Here is a 19233-nt window from a genome sequence, read left to right as displayed (position 1 = left end):
GCCTGCCGCAAAGTCAGGCACGGGGCCAAAAAGAAAGGCGTCCGAACGGGCCGTCTCCCTGCCCCGCGAGTGGATCGCGAAGGAGGGTGCAGACCTGTTCGGACGCCGTTGTCCGGGCGGTTCGTCGTCGAACCAGAGCCAATTCCGCACGTCGTCGCACGGCTTCGGCCGATGTCGCGGGTTTCGGCGACGTTGCCGGCACCCGCTGCTGTCTCGCCACTCCCTTCGCAATCCGTGTGCCAATCGCCCCGCCAGCAGGTCGGCGCAGGAAAACTCCAGGGAATCCGCGGAGTCCTGCCCGGATCCGCACCCAAGACCTAGGTGCCTGTTTTTGGATCATCCATAGGTGCTGCACAAAGGATGACCATGCGGGCTTGTGTGCGCCGCAAAAATCGGCAGGCACACCGCGGCCCTGTCAGGTGCTTCATACCTTCCGCCGGGTCATAGCCAGCAAAATCAACCTCTGCGGCTCGATTTCCGGCAAAACCCATCCTTTGGCATGAGGCTTGCGTAGAGGGAGGCCAGAGACGCGCCAACGACGGTGCGTGCATCCCAAGCGTCCAATGATGGGCCAGCCCCCGGCAGTGTTGCCGATCCCGGTATCGACACGCTTTTCCGGTCGATCCCGCTGGACGCTTTCGACGGCCAAGGTGCGCAAGAGCCATCTGCCCGAAAAACAGCCAGTCCGGGACCTGCCCAGAAAATCGCCAAGGTTCGAGACCGGTGTCGCCCCACCCGGCCGCTGGCCCGGATTTCAGAGATGGAGCAACCGACGTGGCTCATACCTCCCGCACCACCTTCCGCCAGCTTCTCGCATCCGCTGCTGCGGTTGTCGCCCTGACCGCAGGCGTCTCTGCCTATGCCGCCCCGCTCGACGTGGAGAAGGAGCAGCTGAAACTCGGCTTCATCAAGCTGACCGACATGGCGCCGCTCGCCATCGCCGTCGAGAAAGGCTTCTTCGAGGATGAAGGACTTTCCGTCACGCTGGAGCCGCAGGCGAACTGGAAGGTCCTGCTCGACCGCGTGATTTCCGGCGAACTGGACGGCGCCCACATGCTGGCCGGCCAGCCGCTGGGCGCCACCATCGGCTTCGGCACCAAAGCGCACATCGTCACCGCCTTCTCCATGGACCTGAACGGCAACGGCATCACGCTGTCGAACGATGTCTGGCAGAAGATGAAGGCCAACGTGCCGAAGGGTGCCGACGGCAAGCCGGTCCACCCGATCAAGGCCGACGCGCTGAAGCCGGTGATCGCCCAGTACAAGGCGGAGGGCAAGCCCTTCAACATGGGCATGGTCTTCCCGGTCTCGACCCACAATTACGAACTGCGCTACTGGCTGGCCGCCGGCGGGATCAGCCCCGGCTTCTACAGCCCGACCGACGTGTCGGGCCAGATCGGCGCCGACGCGCTGCTGTCCGTCACGCCGCCGCCGCAGATGCCGGCGACGCTGGAGGCCGGCACCATCTACGGCTACAGCGTCGGCGAGCCGTGGAACCAGCAGGCCGTGGTCAAGGGCATCGGCGTCCCCGTTATCACCGACACCGAAATCTGGAAGAACAATCCGGAGAAGGTCTTCGGCGTCACCGACGATTGGGCGAAGAAGAACCCCAAGACCCATCTGGCCGTCGTCAAGGCGCTGATCCGTGCCGCCCAATGGCTGGACGAGAACAACAACGCCAACCGCGCCGAAGCGGTGAAGATCCTGGCCAAGTCCGAATATGTCGGTGCCGACGCCAAGGTCATCGCCAACTCGATGACCGGCACCTTCGAGTATGAGAAGGGCGACAAGCGCGACGTTCCCGACTTCAACGTCTTCTTCCGCTACAACGCGACCTACCCCTTCTATTCCGACGCCGTCTGGTACCTGACCCAGATGCGCCGCTGGGGCCAGATCGCCGAGGCCAAGCCCGACAGCTGGTACGACCAGACCGCGCGCAACGTCTACAAGCCGGACATCTACCTGCAGGCCGCCAAGCTGCTGGTCGAGGAAGGCAAGGCGAAGGAAGCCGACTTCCCGTGGAAGAGCGACGGCTACAAGCCGGTCGACAACGGCTTCATCGACGGCATCCCGTATGACGGCCACAAGCCCAACGACTACCTCGCCAAGCAGCCCATCGGCCTGAAGGGCGACCAGAAGGTCGAAGGCGGTCAGGTGGTGGGGGGCTGAGCGCCCGCAGCACTTCCACCCGCCAAATCCCCCTCTCCCCCCCGGGGAGAGGGTCGGGGTGAGGGGGATCCGCTTCGAGGATCTCTTCGGCTGCGCCGAACCCCCTCATCCTAACCTTCTCCCCAGGGGGGAGAAGGGACCTTGCCGAAGGGACACCCCGCCATGACCAGCCTGACCGACAGCACCGCCTCCGACCTCGCCCGCGCCCAGCGCAAGGCGCGGCGCGCCCACGCCCTCAACCGCATCGCCGCCGTCCTGACCACCGTCGGGCTGGGCTGGCTGGCGCCGCTGCTGCGGCTTGCCGCCGGCGAGAACCCGCGCCAGCAGGGCATCGAGCTGTGGCGCCAGATGGGCGTCCCGCTGACCGCCATCCTGCTGTTCCTCGCCGCCTGGGGCTGGGCCGCGCCGCAGGTCCACACCAGCCTCGGCGCCATCCCCGGCCCGGCCCAGGTGTGGGAGCAGGCGACCAACCTCTACGCCGACCACAAGGCCGAGCGCGCCAAGGAAGCCGCCTTCTACGAACGCCAGGAAAAGCGCAACGCCGAAAAGCTGGCGAAGAACCCGGCGGCGGAGGTGAAGACCCTGCCCTATGCCGGCAAGCCGACCTACCTCGACCAGATCGTCACCAGCCTGAAGACCGTCTTCACCGGCTTCCTGCTCGGCGCCCTGGTCGCGGTTCCGCTGGGTGTCGCGAGCGGCCTGTCGCCGACCGTCAACGCCGCGATCAACCCGCTGATCCAGATCTTCAAGCCGGTGTCGCCGCTGGCTTGGCTGCCGCTGGTCACCATGGTGGTCAGCGCCACCGTGTCGGGCAACGACCCGCTGTTCGAGAAGTCCTTCCTGACCTCCGCCATCACCGTCACGCTCTGCTCGCTGTGGCCGACGCTGATCAACACCGCGGTCGGCGTGTCCTCAATCGACCGCGACCTGATGAATGTCGGCAAGGTGCTTCAGCTCTCCGGCTTCACCATGGTCCGTCGCCTCGTGCTGCCGTCGGCCCTGCCCTACATCTTCACCGGCCTGCGGCTGTCGCTGGGCGTGGGCTGGATGGTGCTGATCGCGGCGGAAATGCTGGCCCAGAACCCCGGCCTCGGCAAGTTCGTCTGGGACGAGTTCCAGAACGGCTCCTCCAACTCGCTCGCCAAGATCATGGTCGCCGTCTTCACCATCGGCCTGATCGGCTTCCTGCTCGACCGCGTGATGCTGGCGCTGCAGTCCGCCGTCAGCCACAGCCCCGCCCGCTAAGGAGACCTCGGCCATGGCGATCCTGGACCTGAAGGGCGTGTCGAAGTCCTACGGCGGCAACACCGTTCTCCACAACATCGACCTGTCGATCGAGGAGGGCGAGTTCGTCGCCATCGTCGGCTTCTCCGGCTCCGGCAAGTCGACGCTGATCAACCTGATCGCCGGTCTGGCGATGCCGGACGCCGGCGAGGTGCTCTATCGCGGCAAGCCGGTGACCGGCCCCGGACCGGAGCGCGGTCTGGTCTTCCAGTCCTACTCTCTGATGCCCTGGCTCAGCGTGAAGGAGAATGTCGCGCTGGCGGTCGACGCCGTCCACACGGCCAAGCCGTCGGCCGAGCGCGGCGTGCTGACCCGCCGGGCGGTGGAGACGGTCGGCCTCGGCCACGCCACCGACCGCCGGCCCAAGGAGCTGTCGGGCGGCATGCGCCAGCGCGTCGGCTTCGCCCGCGCGCTGGCCATGAGCCCGGAGATGCTGCTGCTGGACGAGCCGCTGTCGGCGCTCGACGCCCTGACCCGCGCCAAGCTGCAGGACGAGATCGAGGCGATCTGGCGCAAGGACCGCAAGACCGTCATCCTCATCACCAACGATGTGGACGAGGCGATCCTGCTGGCCGACCGCATCATCCCGCTGACCCCAGGCCCGAACGCCACGCTCGGCCCCGCCTTCACCGTCGATCTGCCGCGTCCCCGCGACCGCACCGCCGTCAACCATGACGAGGATTTCAAGCGCTTGCGCGCCGAGGTCACCGCCTATCTGATGGAGGTCGGCGTCGCCCGCGGCACCGGCGGTGACGACGATCTCGTCCTGCCCGATGTGAAGCCGATCACCGCCTCGCCCCCGCCCAAGGCCTATATCGAGGCGATGGGCGGGCGCGGGATGGAGGACCGCTATCTCGAATTCACCCGCCTGACCAAGACCTTCGCCACGCCAAAGGGTCCGCTGACCGTGGTGGACGGCTTCGATTTGAAGATGCGCAAGGGCGAGTTCGTCTCGCTGATCGGCCATTCCGGCTGCGGCAAGTCCACCGTGCTGTCGATGGTGGCGGGTCTCGCCGACGTGACCAGCGGCGGCATCGTGCTGGACGGCAAGGAGGTGGACGGCGCCGGCCCCGACCGCGCCGTGGTGTTCCAGGCCCCCAGCCTGTTCCCCTGGCTGACCGCCTATGAAAACGTCATGCTCGGCGTCGACCGCGTCTTTCCCCATGCGAACAAGGGCGAGCGCGCCGACATCGCCCGCTACTACCTCGCCCGCGTCGGGCTGGGCGACAGCATGGACCGCAAGGCGTCGGAGCTGTCCAACGGCATGAAGCAGCGCGTCGGCATCGCCCGCGCCTTCGCCCTGTCGCCCAAGCTGCTGCTGCTGGACGAGCCCTTCGGCATGCTCGACAGCCTGACCCGCTGGGAGCTGCAGGAAGTGCTGATGGAGGTGTGGGCGCGCACCAAGGTCACGGCGGTCTGCGTCACCCACGACGTGGACGAGGCGCTGCTGCTGGCCGACCGGGTGGTGATGATGACCAACGGCCCGAACGCCAAGATCGGTCACATCCTGACGGTGGACATCCCCCACCCGCGCACCCGTCAGGCTTTGCTGGAGCATCCTCGCTATTACGACTACCGGGAAGAGCTGCTGAACTTCCTGGAAGGCGGCCATGCCGGGGTGCCGAAAAAGGCGGCCTGACCGCTTTCACTCCCCGGAAAGCCCACCGAAGATCCATCGACAAGCTGGCCCCGCAGGACCAGCTTGTTGTCTTTCGGCAAGACAGACGGGAGAGACGGAGATGAAGCGCGTGACCCTGCCCGACGGCACCGAGGTCCCCGCTCTCGGCCAGGGCACCTGGATGATGGCGGAAGGGCGCGGCGACCGCGCCGCCGAGATCGCCGCGCTGCGGGCCGGCATCGACCGCGGTATGACCCTGATCGACACCGCCGAGATGTATGGCGACGGCGCGTCGGAGGAGCTGGTGGGCGAGGCCATCGCCGGCCGCCGCGACCGCCTGTTCATCGTCACCAAGGTCCTGCCCAGCAACGCGTCCCGCATCGGCACGGTGAAGGCCTGCGAGCGCAGCCTGAAGCGGCTGGGGATCGACCGCATCGACCTCTACCTGCTGCACTGGCGCGGCGGCGTGCCGCTGGAGGAGACGGTGGAGGCGTTCCAATCGCTGATCCAGGCCGGCAAGATCGCCCGCTGGGGCGTGTCGAACTTCGACGTGGACGATCTGGAGGAACTGGCGGAGATCACCGACCTGCAGGGCTGCGCCGCCAATCAGGTGCTCTACAACCCCGAACACCGCGGCATCGAGTACGACCTGCTGCCCTTCCAGCACACCGCGCGCATGCCGCTGATGGCCTATTCCCCCATCGGCCAGGGCGGCCGCCTGCTGCGCTCCCCCGCCCTGTTGGCAGTGGCGAAGCGCCACGACGCCACCCCGGCGCAGGTGGCGATTGCCTGGGCTTTGCGGCAGCAGGGCGTGATCGCGATTCCCAAGGCGGGAACGACGGAGCACGCGCTCCAGAACGCCGAGGCCGTGAAGCTGACCCTGACCGCCGAGGACATCGCGGAGATCGACAAGGCCTTCCCGCCGCCAAAGCGCAAGCAGCCGTTGGCGATGATTTGAGGAGCGCCGGCCTCCGGATCATACGAACTGGAAAGCGCTGCCGAGCAGACCGTCCTTCGACACCCCCAGTAGCGTGATGGAACTCGCCGAACCGCTGACGGGGTCGGAGAAGCTGATCACCGCGTTGCCGGACACCGTCGTCGTATGCGCGAGCAGCGAATCGGGTCCGGCATCGAAGCTGGCGAAGATGCGGTTGTCGAATTCCAGCCGGTCGGCACCGGGATCGAAGCCGCGGATGACGTCGTTGCCGAAGTCGATCGTGTTCCTCCCCACCTCGCGGTAATAGAGGAAGCTGTCGGCACCAAGTCCTCCGGTCAGGTCGTCGTCGCCAATGCCGCCCCACAGCGTGTCGTTTCCCGCCCCGCCGTCGATCGTGTCGTTCCCGGCGCCGCCGATCAGGAAATTGGCGTTGAGATCGCCGGTAATGCCGTCGTTCCCGGCGCCGCCCTGCACGTTCTCGATGGCCACCAGGGTATCGCGGCCGATGTCGGCGCCCGACGCCGTTCCGGTGGCGAGGTTCACCGTCACCGCCGTCTGGATCGCGCCGAGGTCATAGCTGTCCGAACCGGCACCGCCGTCGTAGCGGTCGTTGCCGTCGCCGGCCGTGGCGATGATGCGGTCGTCGCCGGCCATGGCGAACACCCGGTCGTCGCCCCGGCCCGCGGTGATGGCGTCGATGTCGGCCGTTCCGTCCAGCTTGTCCGGCCGGTTGGTCCCCTGCACCGTGTTGATGGTCTGGAACGGCCGCATCATCTCGTTGTCCTCGTGCGACAGGATGTGGCAGTGCCAGACATACTTGCCGGGCAGTTCGAAGGTCTGGATGATGCGCAGCATCTCGTTGGGGGCGACCCAGACGGTGTCCTGGCTTCCGGTGTCCTCCGGGCGCAGAGGAACGAAGGAGGACGGGTCGTAGTCGTTGCCGAGATAGCCGTCGCCGTTGAGGTCGGTGTCCGCCATCCGGTACTTGCCCAGCACCTGGAACTGGACCTGATGCAGGTGGATGGGGTGGGCGTCGGCGGTGTTGTTGAAGATCTCCCACACCTCGGTGGAGCCGCGCAGCGGGTCTTCGGTGATGGCGTCGTCCCACATGCGGGCGCCGAATTTGACCGGCCGCCCAGCGATGTCGGTGGTGTCCTCGGCCGCTCCCAGCATCGGCATGATATGGCCGTCCGGGGTTTCGCTCTCGAACAGGCCGAGCTTGCGAACGGGGGTCTTGGCGAGGTCGACCGACGCGGCGAGGTCCCGGTAATTGGAATTGAGCAGCGTTCCGTCCTGCACGGTGGCCAGGGGAGCCGGGGCGTTGCCGGTGACCTGGAAGCGCATCACCTCGCCCACCGATGTGCCCTGGGCGGAGACGGCGTCGTCCCCCAGGATGGTGGTGCCGTCGGCGTTCAGCCCCTTGAACGGCGTCCAGGCCGGGCCGAAATTCTCCAGGGTGACCGCCTCGCCGGGCGCCAGCTTGGAAAAGTCCATCACGACGTCGACGCGGTCGCCGGGCGCGAGGACGAACTGTTCGTTGGCGGTATGCAGACCGTCGCCGTTGTCGATGGTGATGGCCCGCGGCAGCAGTCCGCCGTCGGTGCCGGTCAGGGTCATCTTCACGTTCGGATTGTTGAGCTGCAGCGTGTAGAAGCGTGAATCCGACCCGTTCAGCAGGTGGAAGGTGTAGGTGGTGCGGTCGACGTCCAGCTTCGGCCAGGCCTTGCCGTTGACCAGCAGGAAGTCGCCGAAGAACTCGGGCGTGGCGAAGGGATAGCCGTGACTTCCGGGGAACTCCTGGCCGACCGTGCTGCCGGTGCCGGGAATCGGGTCGTCCGCCGCATTGCCGGGACGGTAGAGCTGCCCATCGGTGGTGAAAGCCCGGTCCTGGATCGCAGCACCGAATTCGTGGGCGGCATCGGGCAGGACGGTGGGCCTCGGGTTGGCGCGGCGCGAATTGCCGATACCGGGAAGATTTCCCATCAGTTGGTTGATGGTGTCGTCCCGCAGCAGGTAGAAGCCGGCCAACCCCATGTAAACGTTGAGACGTGTCAGGCCGAGCGCATGGTCGTGATACCACAGCGTGGCGCCGGGCTGGCTGTTGTCGTAGGTGTAGACGCCGCTGTCCTGCCCCTGCGTAATGAACGCACCGGGCAAGCCGTCATAGGCCGACTGCGTGTGCCCGCCGTGCAGGTGGGTGACGATCGGCACCTGACCGCCGGCATAGTTGACGTCCGCCCAGCGCAGCGAACTGTCAAGCGGTATGTAGGCGGGATAGCCGGTGGCCGGCAGCTCGTTACGCCACGTCACCTTGATGGGCGTGCCCGACGACGCGACGATGGTCGGTCCGGGATAGGATGGGGTGAAAGTGACCGGCCTGCCGTTGATGCTCTCCACCCCGTAGCCCCAGACCGTGGTGGCCGGACCGAGCGACACGCCGTTGCTATCGTACAGGCCCAGGTCCTGCTGGACCTGCCCGACACCGAAGACGTAGCTGCCGCCCCGTGTGGCGTCCACCACCGTCGGCACCGCGAAGTTATTGATGAACTTGGGCTGGCTGTTCGCATCAAGGAGCTGTACGGCCATCACCACCTCCCGTTTATTGAAGCTGCGCGTTTCCCCGCCCGGCGCACGGGGTGCGCCGGCTGTGTGGCTTTCCTGGCTGGTCGGAAGTGCGTTGCCCGAAAGGCGGCCCAAAGGACGCCCCAAAGGCCGCTCAAAAGATTCACGCGACGAAGGATAGACTTACCGTTTGTCGCTGCTTTGGAGCGCAGCGCCGGTTTGCAATTTGTGAGAGGAACTATTTCCGAAGACTAATATTAGCGATGTGCATGGACAATTGTGAAAGAAGAGGTAATGCCAGGAATGGTCAGCGAAATCGGAAGCCGCAGCCATGCGCTACAGACGAATCCTTGGCAACCGGTACCGGTGCACCGCCACGGCGTGAACCGGTGCAAACAGGGCGGCGTCTCTAATCAGAATGTACGGTCCGGCTATCCGAAGCCGGGGGGCACCCCGCTTCAGCACCGTCTCGCGACGGCAGCAAACGATGGTCCCAAAATGGCGAAGGCCGCCAACCCGTTCCGGTTGGCGGCCTTCAGAATGGTGGTCCCGACTGGGATTGAACCAGTGACCCCTACGATGTCAACGTAGTGCTCTCCCGCTGAGCTACGAGACCACGGGAACCCAAAACTGTCGCTCCAGTAATGGAGCGGGCGAAGGGATTCGAACCCTCGACCCCAACCTTGGCAAGGTTGTGCTCTACCCCTGAGCTACGCCCGCAAAGTGGCGCGAGTGACGGGACTTGAACCCGCGGCCTCCGGCGTGACAGGCCGGCGCTCTAACCAACTGAGCTACACCCGCGCTGAGGAGCGGCGCCTTATACAAGGCTTCACCCCGACAGACAAGACCTAAAACAAACCCAAACCTTCAGAAGTGGTGGAGCCAAGGAGGATCGAACTCCTGACCTCTACAATGCCATTGTAGCGCTCTCCCAGCTGAGCTATGGCCCCACTATACTTCTGCTACCCTTCACCAACACTTGGAGTGTTGGTGCGCTTGGAGGGACTCGAACCCCCACGGCCTTTCAGCCACTAGGACCTGAACCTAGCGCGTCTACCAATTCCGCCACAAGCGCTTTCCCCGCACCGCGTTGGGCGCCGCGGGGAGCGCTTATGTAGCGGGATGGATCGCGGCCCGCAAGCGGAGAATTCACACTCCGCGAAAATTTTTCCCAAGCCCGTTCCGGCGGGCCAGAAGGGCCAGTCCGACCCCAACCGCTGCCCCCGCGGCGACCCCGACCCCGACGCGCCATGCCGCCCGGTTGACGTCCCCGAACGCCGTCGCACCGCGCAGGATCGTCTCGGCCATCGGCTCCGGCCGGTCGGGGTCGAGCAGGCGCTCGTCCACCAGTCGGCGCTCCGCCTCGTTCAGCGGCTCCGGTTCCAGCGGGCGGAGCGAGCGGCCGGCCGGGCGCATCAGCCGGTCCACCATGGCGGTCAGCGACCCGGTCTCCTCCTCCGTCCGCTCCACCTCCTCCACTTCGACCCCCAGATGCTCCGCCATCAGGCGGGTGCGGACGGAGCGGATGGCGCGGCACACCTCCGGCCGCTCGCCCTGCGCGACCTCGATGGCGAGGTCGCATTCGGTGTCCAGCCCTTGGGAGCGGTTGTTGATGTTGGACGACCCCACCCGCAGCAGCCGGTCGTCGACCACCAGCACCTTGGCATGGACATAGATGCCCTTTCCGCCCTCGGTCACCGGCGAGAGGATGCGGAAACGCCCGTGCGGATCCTGCTCGCGCAGGCGCTGGACCAGCAGCGAGCGGGCGCTGCCCATCGCCTCCTCCTCCACCCAGCCGGGGGTGCGTTCGGGGTTGACCACCACCACCTCCGGCCCGTCGGGTTCCGACAGCCGGGCGGTGATGGCGCCGACGATCTTCTGCGAGGCGAAGTACTGGCTTTCCAGATAGATGAAATCGCGTGCGGCGGCGACGGCAGCCAGATACAGCGCCTCGATCTCGCGGGCACCGCCCTGGGGTTGGTCCGTCATCGGATCGGTGCGGGCAATGGCGACGGGGATGTCGCGGAAGTCCGGCGTCAGGTCCTCGGGCCAGTGCGCCTTGGTCGGCGGCGGCGGGGCCAGCTCCTCGCCGGTCGCGCGCCGCCAGCGCTCGCGTGCCAGGTCGCCCAGCGCCCGCGCGGCCTCCCCGTCGACCGCCGTCGTCACATCGTGGAAGGGGCCGTATGGCTCGCCGCTCGGCCGCACCCGGCGCGGGTCGCCGTCGCGGTGGTCGGGCGTGTCCCAGCGGTCGGTCGTCATGTCGATGCCGCCGCAGAAGGCGAGCGCATCGTCGATGATGGCGATCTTCTGGTGGTGGCAGGCGCCCGGCGGGTGGGCGGAATCGAGGCGGAAGCGCAGGCGCCGGCTGGTCATCCAGTCCAGCAGCACCAGCGGGGTCCCGCCGCGGAACGGCATCTTCAGGATCGACAGATCCCATTTCAGCACATTGATGGTCAGTTCCGGCCGCACCCGGACGATCCAGCTCAGGAAATCGCCCAGCTCGTTCGGCACGCCCGACATCGGGTCGTCGGGCTCCAGCTTGATCCGGGTGTCGAAATCCCAGCCGATCAGCATCACCGTGTGGCGGGCATTGAGGATGGCCGCCTTGATCCGAGCGAAATAGGCAGCGGCGTCGATGATGACCGCCACCCGATCCGCCTTTTCGATCCGCCAGCAGGTCCGGCCGGGCACCAGAACCGGGTGGGCCGGGGTCTGGCCAGCCTGATATGCGGACTCTGGACGGGCGGCGTCCGGCATCGCAGCCATGTCGAGCTTTCCTTCCGGCGTTGTGGAGCGGCATCGCGGGACCGGCAGCGGAACCGCTGCCATGCCCTTCGATGAACCCCGCAATCCGGCGGACGGTTCCCCGATTCCGTTCAGTCCGCCCTGAATCGCAGCCGCATCCGATGGCGGTAGGTTTCGCCGGGATCGAGCCGCGCCGACGGGAAATGGCCGATGTTCGGGCTGTTGGGAAACCGCTGACTCTCCAGCGCCAGCCCGGCGAAGCGTCGGTAGGGTTGTCCGCCCTTCCCCACGATTTTTTCGCTGAGATAGCCGCCGCTGTAGACCTGCAAGCCCGGCTGGTCGGTCGCCAGTTCCATCCGCCGGCCGGATGCCGGATGCTCCAGCACCGCCACCGGCCGCAGTTCCCCCACCGGCCCCTCAAGGCACCAGTTGTGGTCGAAGCCGAAGCCACCGACCGCCTCCAGCGCCTCGCCCAGTTCCACCCCGCCGCGCCCCATATCACCACGCAGGTCGAAGGCCGTGCCGCCCACCGGCCGCACCTCCCCCGTCGGGATCAGGTCGGCACCGACCGGCGTGGTGAAGCCGCCCCGCACCGTCAGCCGATGGTCGCGCAGATCGCCGGAGGCATGGCCCCCGAGGTTCCAGTAGCTGTGATGGACGATGTTGACGATGGTCGGCCGGTCGGTCGTCGCCGTCATCCGGATGTCCAGCACCCCGTCATCGCTCAACTGGTAGCGCGTGCTCGCCGTCAGCGTCCCCGGATAGCCCTGGTCGCCATCCGGCGACTCATGCGTGAAAGTGACCGCGTTCTCAGCCTCATCGACCTTGGCGTCCCAGATCCGCCGGTCGAAGCCCTCCGGCCCGCCATGAAGCTGGTTCGGCGGCTCGTTGACGGCCAACTCGTGGCGCACCCCGTCCAGCGTGAAGGCCGCCCCGCCGATGCGGTTGCCGTACCGGCCGCAGGTGGCGCCGAAATAGGCGTCGCTCGCCAGGTAATCGGCAACCCGGTCGAAGCCCAGCACCACGTCGTCGCTGCTCCCGTCGCGGCCGGGCACCAGCATCCGCACCAGCCGGGCGCCATGGGCGATGACGGTCGCCTCCAGCCCGCCGGCGGAAAGGGTGAACCCCTCCACCGGCCGCCCCTCGACGGTATCGAACAGGAAACTCTCGATGGGCATCACGCCTCCGCCGGTTCGCCGCCGCGGCCGGCCCAGACCGTCAGCAGCCCCTTCTGCAACAGGATGAAGACGAACAGCAGCACGCCGATGGCGATCTTGGTCCACCAGCTGCTCAAGGTTCCGTCGAAGGTGATGTAGGTCTGGATCAGCCCCTGGATCAGCACCCCGACGAAGGTGCCGACGACATAGCCATAGCCGCCGGTCAGCTGGGTGCCGCCGATCACCACCGCGGTGATGGTGTCCAGCTCCACCCCTGTCGCCGCCAGCGAATAGCCGGCCCCAGTGTAGAGCGAGAAGACGATCCCCGCCAACCCGGCCAGCAGCCCCGACAGCGCGTAGACCGCCACCGTGGTCCGCCCGACCGGCACGCCCATCAGCTCCGCCGACTGCCGGTTGCCGCCCAGCGCGTAGAGGTTGGCGCCGAAGCGGGTCCAGTGCGCCAGCACCACCGCCGCGACCACCACCCCCAGCATCAGCATCGCCGGCAGGCTGAGCTTGCCGCCGGCGCCGAAGCGCAGCGCGATGTCGTTCAGCTCGCCATAGAGCGGATGGTTGATCGGCACCGAATCGGTGGTCAGGACGAAGCCCAGGCCGCGGGCGATGAACATGCCGGCCAGCGTGACGATGAAGGGCGGCATCTGGAAGACATGGATCACCCCGCCCATCGCCGCGCCGAAGCCGCCGGCGGCGATCAGCGCGACGGCGAAGGCGGCCAGCGGGTGCCAGCCGCCATGCTCGATCAGCACGGCCAGCAGCACGGTGGTGAAGCCGATCACCGCTCCCACCGACAAATCGATCCCGCCGGACAGGATGACGAAGGTCATGCCGACCGCGGTAATGCCGAGAAAGGCATTGTCGGTCAAAAGGTTGCCCACCACCCGCCAGGAGGCGAAGTTGGGGAACTGCGCCGCGCACAGCAGGAACCCGACCACCAGCACGGCGGTGGTGACGATCAGGGGAAGGAACCGCTGGAGTGCACTGGTCATGGCTTAGCCCCTCCGCTGGTCGGCGCCACCGGCGGCTTGACCCTGCCCAGCGGCCGGGCGCCCTTGGGTCGCGGCAGGAACAGGGTCAGCGTCGGCGATTGCAGCAGCAGGACGACCAGCAGGACGCCCGCCTTGACGATCAGGTTGAATTCCGGCTTGAAGCCGCTCAGCAGGATGCCGGTGTTCATCGCCTGGATGATCAGCGCGCCCACCACCGACAGCACCAGCCCGAAGCGCCCGCCCAGCAGCGACGTGCCGCCGACCACCACCGCCAGGATGGCGTCCAGCTCCAGCCACAGCCCGGCATTGTTGGCGTCGGCGCCGCGGATGTCGGCGGTGACGATCAGCCCGGCGACCGCGGCGCACAGGCCGCACCAGACATAGACGGCGACCAGCACCACCGGCGTGTTGACGCCGGCCCCGGCGCTGGACAGCCGGTTGATGCCGACCGCCTCGATCATCAGCCCCAGCGCGGTCGCCCGCACCAGCAGCGCCGTCACCGCCAGCAGCGCGACGGTGATGACCACCGGCATCGGTACGGTCAGGAAGGACCCGCCGCCGATGAAGGCCAGCGCCGGGCTGGTGAAGGTGACGATCTGCCCCTCCGTCACCAGCTGGGCGATTCCGCGCCCGGCGACCATCAGGATCAGGGTGGCGATGATCGGCTGGATGCGCAGCACCGCCACCAGCAGCCCGTTCCACAGCCCGCACAGCAGGCCTGCCGCCAGCGACGCCGCCAGCACCGCCGGCAGGCCCCAGCCCGCCCCGGTCATGGTGGCCGCGATGGCGCCGGAGATCGCCATGACCGCACCCACCGACAGGTCGACGCCGCGCGTGGCGATGACCATCGTCATGCCGATGGCGAGCAGCGCCACCGGCGCGCCGCGGTTCAGCACGTCGATCAGGCTGCCGAACAGCCGGCCGTCCTGCAGGCGGATCGCGAAGAAATCCGGGAACAGCAGCCAGTTGGCCAGCAGCACGGCGACCAGCGCGCCATATTGCGGCAGGTTGCGCGACGGGCCGGGAGCGGACAGCGTCATTGCCGCACCTCCACACTCGGCGTCTCCGACGCGATGGCATTTGGCGTCTCCGACGCGATGGCGGCGACGATGCGCTCCACGCTGACCTCCCCTCCCCTCAGTTCCGCCACATGGCGGCGGTCGCGCAGCACGACGACGCGGCGGCTGTAGGCGACGATCTCCTCAAGCTCCGACGAGACGACCAGCAGCGCCATGCCGTCGGCGCACAGCCGCTCGATCAGGCGGATGATCTCGGCATGCGCGCCGACGTCGATGCCGCGCGTCGGCTCGTCGAGGATCAGCAGCCGCGGCTCGGTCGCCAGCCAGCGCGCCAGCAGCGCCTTCTGCTGGTTGCCGCCCGAGAGCAGCTGGATCGGCCGTTCGGCGTCGGGCGTGCGGATGTCGAGCAGGCGGATGAAGCGGTCGGCGATCTCCTCCTGCCGGCGGCGCGGGATCGGCTTCAGCCAGCCCTGCCGCGCCTGCAGCGCCAGGATGATGTTCTCCCGCACCGACAGCTCGCCGACGATGCCCTCCTTCTTGCGGTCCTCCGGGCAGAAGCCGAAGCCGAGCCGCACGGCGTCGCGCGGCCCCTTCAGCCGCACCGCACGGCCATCGACCGTCGCCTCGCCCCGGTCGGCGCGGTCCATGCCGAAGACCAGCCGCACCGTTTCTGTGCGGCCGGAGCCCAGCAAGCCGGCCAGCGCCACCACTTCGCCCGGCCGGATGTCGAGGTCGAAGGGCTCGACGCTGCGCGACTTGCCGAACCCTTTGAAGCTGGCCAGCGGCGGACGGCTGTCCACCTCCGCCGGGCCGAGGTCGATGCGGTGCGCCGCCGCCTCCAGCTCCCGCCCCAGCATCATGGCGACCAGATCCAGGCGCGGCAGCTCGGCCGTCCGCCGCTCGCCCACCAGCCGGCCGTTGCGCAGCACGGTGATGCGGTCGCAGACCTCATAGACCTGATCGAGGAAATGGGTGACGAAGACGATGCCGATCCCGCGCGACCGCAGGGTCCGCATCACCTTGAACAGCACCGCCACCTCCTGCGCGTCCAGGCTGGCGGTGGGCTCGTCGAGGATCAGCACCTTGGCCGACATGTCGACCGCGCGGGCGATGGCGATGATCTGCTGGGTCGCCACCGAAAAGCGGCCGAGCGGCGCCGTCACGTCGATCGACAGGCCGTAGGGCATCAGAATGGCCCGCGCCCGCCGCCGCATGGCGCCACGGTCGACCAGACCCCAGCGCATCGGCTGGCGCCCCAGGAACAGGTTCTCCGCCACCGACAGGTTGGGCAGCAGGTTCACCTCCTGATAGACGGTGCCGATGTGCAGGCGCTGCGCCTCCTCCACCCCGCGCGGCGCGATCTCCCGTCCCTCAAGCGCCACGCTGCCGCCGTCGCGCTGGTAGACGCCGGTCAGCGTCTTGATGAGCGTCGATTTGCCGGCGCCATTCTCGCCCAGCAGGGCATGGATTTCGCCATGGCGCAGGGTGAAATCGACGCCGTCGAGCGCCTGAACGCCGAGAAAGGCCTTGGACAGCCCGCGGATCGCCAGCAGCGGCGACGTGGAAGGCGCGGTACGGGGGGGAGCGGTGGATGCCGTCATGGCGGACCTCGCCGGAAGCGCGGAGAAACAATGTGGGCGGTAGAAATGCCCTCTCCCGTCCCGGGAGAGGGAGGGACCCGCCGAAGGCGGGAGGGTGAGGGGTGATCCAAGGAACCGGAAGCGCTTGGCTTCGTGCCCAACCCCTCACCCTTCCCACCGCTTCGCGGCGGGCCCCTTCCCTCTCCCGGGACGGGAGAGGGACCTTGCAAACCTCACCCCGATCAATAAGCGTCCTTGCGGCGCTCATACTCTTCCTTGGCGGTGTCGGGCGTGAACAGCTTCGATTCCGTCTGGATCCACTTCGGCGGCATCTTGCCGTCCTTCTTGTAGGCGATCAGCGCGTCGAAGGCCGGGCCGGCCATGTTCGGCGTCAGCTCCACCGTGGCGTTCGCCTCGCCTTCCGACATCGCCTTGAAGATGTCGGGCACGCCGTCGATGGACACGACCAGGATGTCCTGGCCGGGCTTCAGGCCGGCTTCCTTGATCGCCTGGATGGCGCCGACGGCCATGTCGTCGTTGTGGGCATAGACGGCGCAGATGCCCTTGCCGCCATTCTCGGCCTTGATGAAGCTCTCCATCACCTCCTTGCCCTTGGCGCGGGTGAAGTCGCCGGACTGGGTGCGGATGATCTTCATCCCCGGATTCTTGGCGACGATCTCGTCGAAGCCCTTCTTGCGGTTGATGGCCGGCGAGGAGCCGACGGTGCCCTGCAGCTCCACCACCGCGCATTTGCCGCCGGTCTTCTTGGCCAGCCATTCGCCGGCCACCCGGCCTTCATGCACGGTGTCGGAGGTGACGGCGGTCATGTACAGGCTCTGGTCCTTGGTCTCGATCTGCCGGTCGAGCAGCATGACCGGGATCTTCGCCTCCTTGGCCTCCTTCAACACCGAATCCCAGCCGGTCGCCACCACCGGCGCGATGAAGATCGCATCGACGCCCTGGGCGACGAAGGACCGCACGGCCTTGATCTGGTTCTCCTGCTTCTGCTGGGCGTCGGAGATCTTGAGGTCGATCCCGCGCTTCTCGGCTTCCGTCTTGGCGGTTTTCGTCTCGGCCGCGCGCCAGCCCGATTCCGATCCGATCTGCGAGAAGCCGACGACCAGCTTCTTGGCATCGGCGGCCTGGACGGCGCCCAACCCGATGAACAGCGCCGCGGCGGCGGTGGCGGCGGAGATCACCCATTTCCTGGACATCCGTTTCACTCCCTGAGGTTTTATGGCGAGGATTTATTGCGGTGCTTGCTGGATGGAGGCAGGCGACGGGACGGGCGCGGAATTTTCCTGATCGCAGCCCGGTCCGAAATTGTTCGTCATGCCTACTTTAAGTACACAGAACCATAACTGTCCAATACGATTCTCGACCTGAACGATGCCGAAAAGAATATGGCCGGCCCAAAACCAGGCGAAAAAGTCAGGTCGAAAAAACGGCCGGGCAGCGCAAGGCCGCCCGGCCGTAAGGTGACCCTGCTCCAGTCCGGAACAGGGCCGACGCACCCGAGGGAGAGCGCGCCGGGACGCAACCGCCGCGGCGGGATGGAGAGCAACACCGCGGGCGGCGCGAAGCCGAAAGAAAGGGCCAGGACGTCAACCGGCCGGTATCAGAGGGCGAGGCCCTTAGAAAGCGAGGTTCGCCTGGACCAGGAACATGTCGCCCTTGTCGCTGTTGGCGGCGACGTCGGAGCTGAGCTTGAAGTGGTTGTATTCCGGCCCGATGGCGAAGCCGGGGGCGACGACATACTTGGCGCCGACGGTGATCAGCTCGAACTTGGTCCGGCCGCGCACGGTCAGGTCGCCGGCGTCCTTGGCGTTCAGGTAACCGACGCCCAGCGTGGTGGGGCCGAAGGTGTACTGCGCGCCGGCCGTCCAGACGTCCTGCTTCTCGCGGCTGACGATGCCGGCGGTGCTGGACTTGGCATAGCCGCTGTCGCCCGACCAGGCATAGCTGCCGCCGACCTTCAGCCCGCCATAGGCCACGGTCAGGCCGGCGTGGGTGGAGGACAGATCGTCGAAGCTCGCCCCGGTGATGCTGGAGTCCTTGGCCTTGCCGCCCAGGTAGAACAGGCTGGCATTGACCGCGACGCCGCCGAAGTTGTTGGTGTAGGTGCCGCCGACCTCGTAGACGTCGCGATAGGCGCCGGTGCGGTTGGCCGAGGCCAGCGCGAACTTGGAGCGGTTGACGTCGGTGCCGCTGCTGTCCGACGACGGCTGGTAGGAGGCGCCGAGCTTGAAGCCGGCGATCTCCGGCGTCCAGTAGGTGGCGCGGGTGGCAGGGTTGCCGGAGATCAGGGCGCGGATGTTCCCGATGGTGACCGGCGAATTGGCCGCGCTGTTGCCGAGCCAGGACGGGAAGGAGCCGTCGACGCCGCCGGTGCCCCAGTCGGACGGGGCGATGATGCCGCTGTCGTCGGACGGGCCGTTCTCCACGCCCAGATGCAGGACGCCGAAGCTGCCGTTGACGAACAGGAAGGCGCGGTCATAGGTGGCGGTGCGGGCGTTGCTGGTGCCGTTCTCGGCCAGCAGGCGCAGGCGGGCGCCATATTCCAGCCCGTTGTCTGCCTTGGCCTTCGGCGTCACCAGCAGGCGCAGCCGGTTGCGGAACTCGGTGGAGCGCAGGCCGGCGTCACGGTCCTGGTCGACATAGCCGGCTTCGAAATAGGCGTCGCCGCCAATGACAACGTCGAACTTCGACTGGGCGGAGGCCGGGCCGGCCGCCATGACGGAGACGAGCGAAAGGGTGGCTGCGCCAAGCAGCAGAGCGGATCTCACCATCAGGGTTTCCTCTTAATGCGGTTTGTTCTTGCTTCGGTACCGTGTGCGGGAGCGGTGCTTCGGCCATGCGCGGACGCACGCCGTCCCCGGCCGCCGAACCCGGCACGCGGCCGGTTCCGACGGTTTGCTCTGCGTCAGCGCTCCCTCTGACGCAGCCGTTGCGGGTTGCTGGTGTCGGTCAGTCCTGTCCGAGTTTTCCGTCGATGCGCCGCCACAGCCCCAGCGGGTTGCCGTCGCGCAGGGCCTCCGGCAGCAGGTCGGGCGGCAAGTCCTGGTAACAGACCGGGCGCAGGAAGCGGCGGATCGCCAGCGTGCCGACCGAGGTGCTGCGCGGGTCCGAGGTCGCCGGGAACGGGCCGCCATGCA

General features: G+C 67.4%; 12 protein-coding genes, 5 tRNA genes and 1 pseudogene. 4 read left to right on the top strand and 14 right to left on the bottom strand.

Annotation, left to right across the window (positions count from 1 at the left end):
* Positions 1 to 774 precede the first annotated feature (774 nt).
* The 4 genes from TSH20_RS31400 to TSH20_RS31385 all read left to right on the top strand — a co-directional run bounded on the left by TSH20_RS31400 (position 775) and on the right by TSH20_RS31385 (position 6029).
* Positions 775 to 2169 (top strand): CmpA/NrtA family ABC transporter substrate-binding protein, encoded by a 1395-nt coding sequence (locus tag TSH20_RS31400; RefSeq protein WP_109155645.1) that lies wholly within the window; start codon positions 775 to 777, stop codon positions 2167 to 2169.
* Positions 2170 to 2331: 162 nt separating this feature from the next.
* The gene (locus tag TSH20_RS31395) at positions 2332 to 3414 is read left to right on the top strand and encodes an ABC transporter permease (RefSeq protein ID WP_109155644.1); all 1083 of its coding nucleotides are present in this window, start codon (positions 2332 to 2334) and stop codon (positions 3412 to 3414) included.
* Between the two features lie 13 nt (positions 3415 to 3427).
* Positions 3428 to 5092 (top strand): nitrate ABC transporter ATP-binding protein, encoded by a 1665-nt coding sequence (locus TSH20_RS31390; protein ID WP_109155643.1) that lies wholly within the window; start codon positions 3428 to 3430, stop codon positions 5090 to 5092.
* Between the two features lie 100 nt (positions 5093 to 5192).
* On the top strand, positions 5193 to 6029 hold the full coding sequence (locus TSH20_RS31385; RefSeq protein ID WP_109155642.1) for an aldo/keto reductase: 837 nt from the start codon (positions 5193 to 5195) through the stop codon (positions 6027 to 6029).
* An 18-nt stretch (positions 6030 to 6047) separates the two neighbouring features.
* Here TSH20_RS31385 and TSH20_RS31380 read toward each other — a convergent pair whose 3' ends face one another.
* From TSH20_RS31380 to TSH20_RS31310, 14 genes and pseudogenes are all read right to left on the bottom strand, one after another.
* On the bottom strand, positions 6048 to 8594 hold the full coding sequence (locus TSH20_RS31380; protein WP_109155641.1) for a multicopper oxidase domain-containing protein: 2547 nt from the start codon (positions 8592 to 8594) through the stop codon (positions 6048 to 6050).
* A gap of 517 nt (positions 8595 to 9111) precedes the next feature.
* A tRNA-Val gene (locus tag TSH20_RS31375) sits at positions 9112 to 9186 on the bottom strand.
* A gap of 29 nt (positions 9187 to 9215) precedes the next feature.
* A tRNA-Gly gene (locus TSH20_RS31370) sits at positions 9216 to 9290 on the bottom strand.
* Positions 9291 to 9294: 4 nt separating this feature from the next.
* Positions 9295 to 9371 (bottom strand) — tRNA-Asp (locus TSH20_RS31365).
* Between the two features lie 73 nt (positions 9372 to 9444).
* Positions 9445 to 9520 (bottom strand) — tRNA-Ala (locus tag TSH20_RS31360).
* Between the two features lie 38 nt (positions 9521 to 9558).
* Positions 9559 to 9645, bottom strand: a tRNA-Leu gene (locus TSH20_RS31355).
* A gap of 74 nt (positions 9646 to 9719) precedes the next feature.
* Complete coding sequence (locus TSH20_RS31350; protein ID WP_199231861.1) at positions 9720 to 11336, bottom strand: phospholipase D-like domain-containing protein; 1617 nt, start codon at positions 11334 to 11336, stop codon at positions 9720 to 9722.
* 110 nt (positions 11337 to 11446) lie between these two features.
* Positions 11447 to 12493 carry an aldose epimerase family protein gene (locus tag TSH20_RS31345; RefSeq protein WP_109155640.1) on the bottom strand — a complete coding sequence of 349 codons (1047 nt, stop codon included), beginning with the start codon at positions 12491 to 12493 and terminating at the stop codon, positions 11447 to 11449.
* Positions 12493 to 13479: a galactofuranose ABC transporter, permease protein YjfF gene (gene yjfF, locus TSH20_RS31340; RefSeq protein ID WP_085091061.1), complete on the bottom strand. Its 987-nt coding sequence runs from the start codon at positions 13477 to 13479 to the stop codon at positions 12493 to 12495. The genes TSH20_RS31345 and yjfF overlap by 1 nt, the downstream gene beginning before the upstream one ends.
* Positions 13476 to 14519, bottom strand: coding sequence for an ABC transporter permease (locus tag TSH20_RS31335; RefSeq protein ID WP_109155639.1), 1044 nt, complete (start codon positions 14517 to 14519; stop codon positions 13476 to 13478). Before TSH20_RS31335 ends, yjfF begins: the two co-directional genes overlap by 4 nt.
* Positions 14516 to 16099: a galactofuranose ABC transporter, ATP-binding protein YtfR gene (gene ytfR, locus TSH20_RS31330; RefSeq protein WP_109155638.1), complete on the bottom strand. Its 1584-nt coding sequence runs from the start codon at positions 16097 to 16099 to the stop codon at positions 14516 to 14518. Before ytfR ends, TSH20_RS31335 begins: the two co-directional genes overlap by 4 nt.
* Before the next feature lie 221 nt (positions 16100 to 16320).
* Complete coding sequence (gene ytfQ, locus TSH20_RS31320; RefSeq protein ID WP_109155636.1) at positions 16321 to 17292, bottom strand: galactofuranose ABC transporter, galactofuranose-binding protein YtfQ; 972 nt, start codon at positions 17290 to 17292, stop codon at positions 16321 to 16323.
* Between the two features lie 420 nt (positions 17293 to 17712).
* Positions 17713 to 18867, bottom strand: a complete 1155-nt coding sequence (locus TSH20_RS31315) for a porin (protein ID WP_109155635.1) — start codon at positions 18865 to 18867, stop codon at positions 17713 to 17715.
* Between the two features lie 178 nt (positions 18868 to 19045).
* A pseudogene (locus TSH20_RS31310) lies at positions 19046 to 19233 on the bottom strand (aldehyde dehydrogenase (NADP(+))); the annotation flags it as partial.

The sequence above is a fragment of the Azospirillum sp. TSH20 genome (assembly GCF_003115935.1).
GTDB lineage: Bacteria > Pseudomonadota > Alphaproteobacteria > Azospirillales > Azospirillaceae > Azospirillum.
Note: the sequence above shows the minus strand (reverse complement) of the source record. Positions and strands in the feature narration are given on the sequence as shown.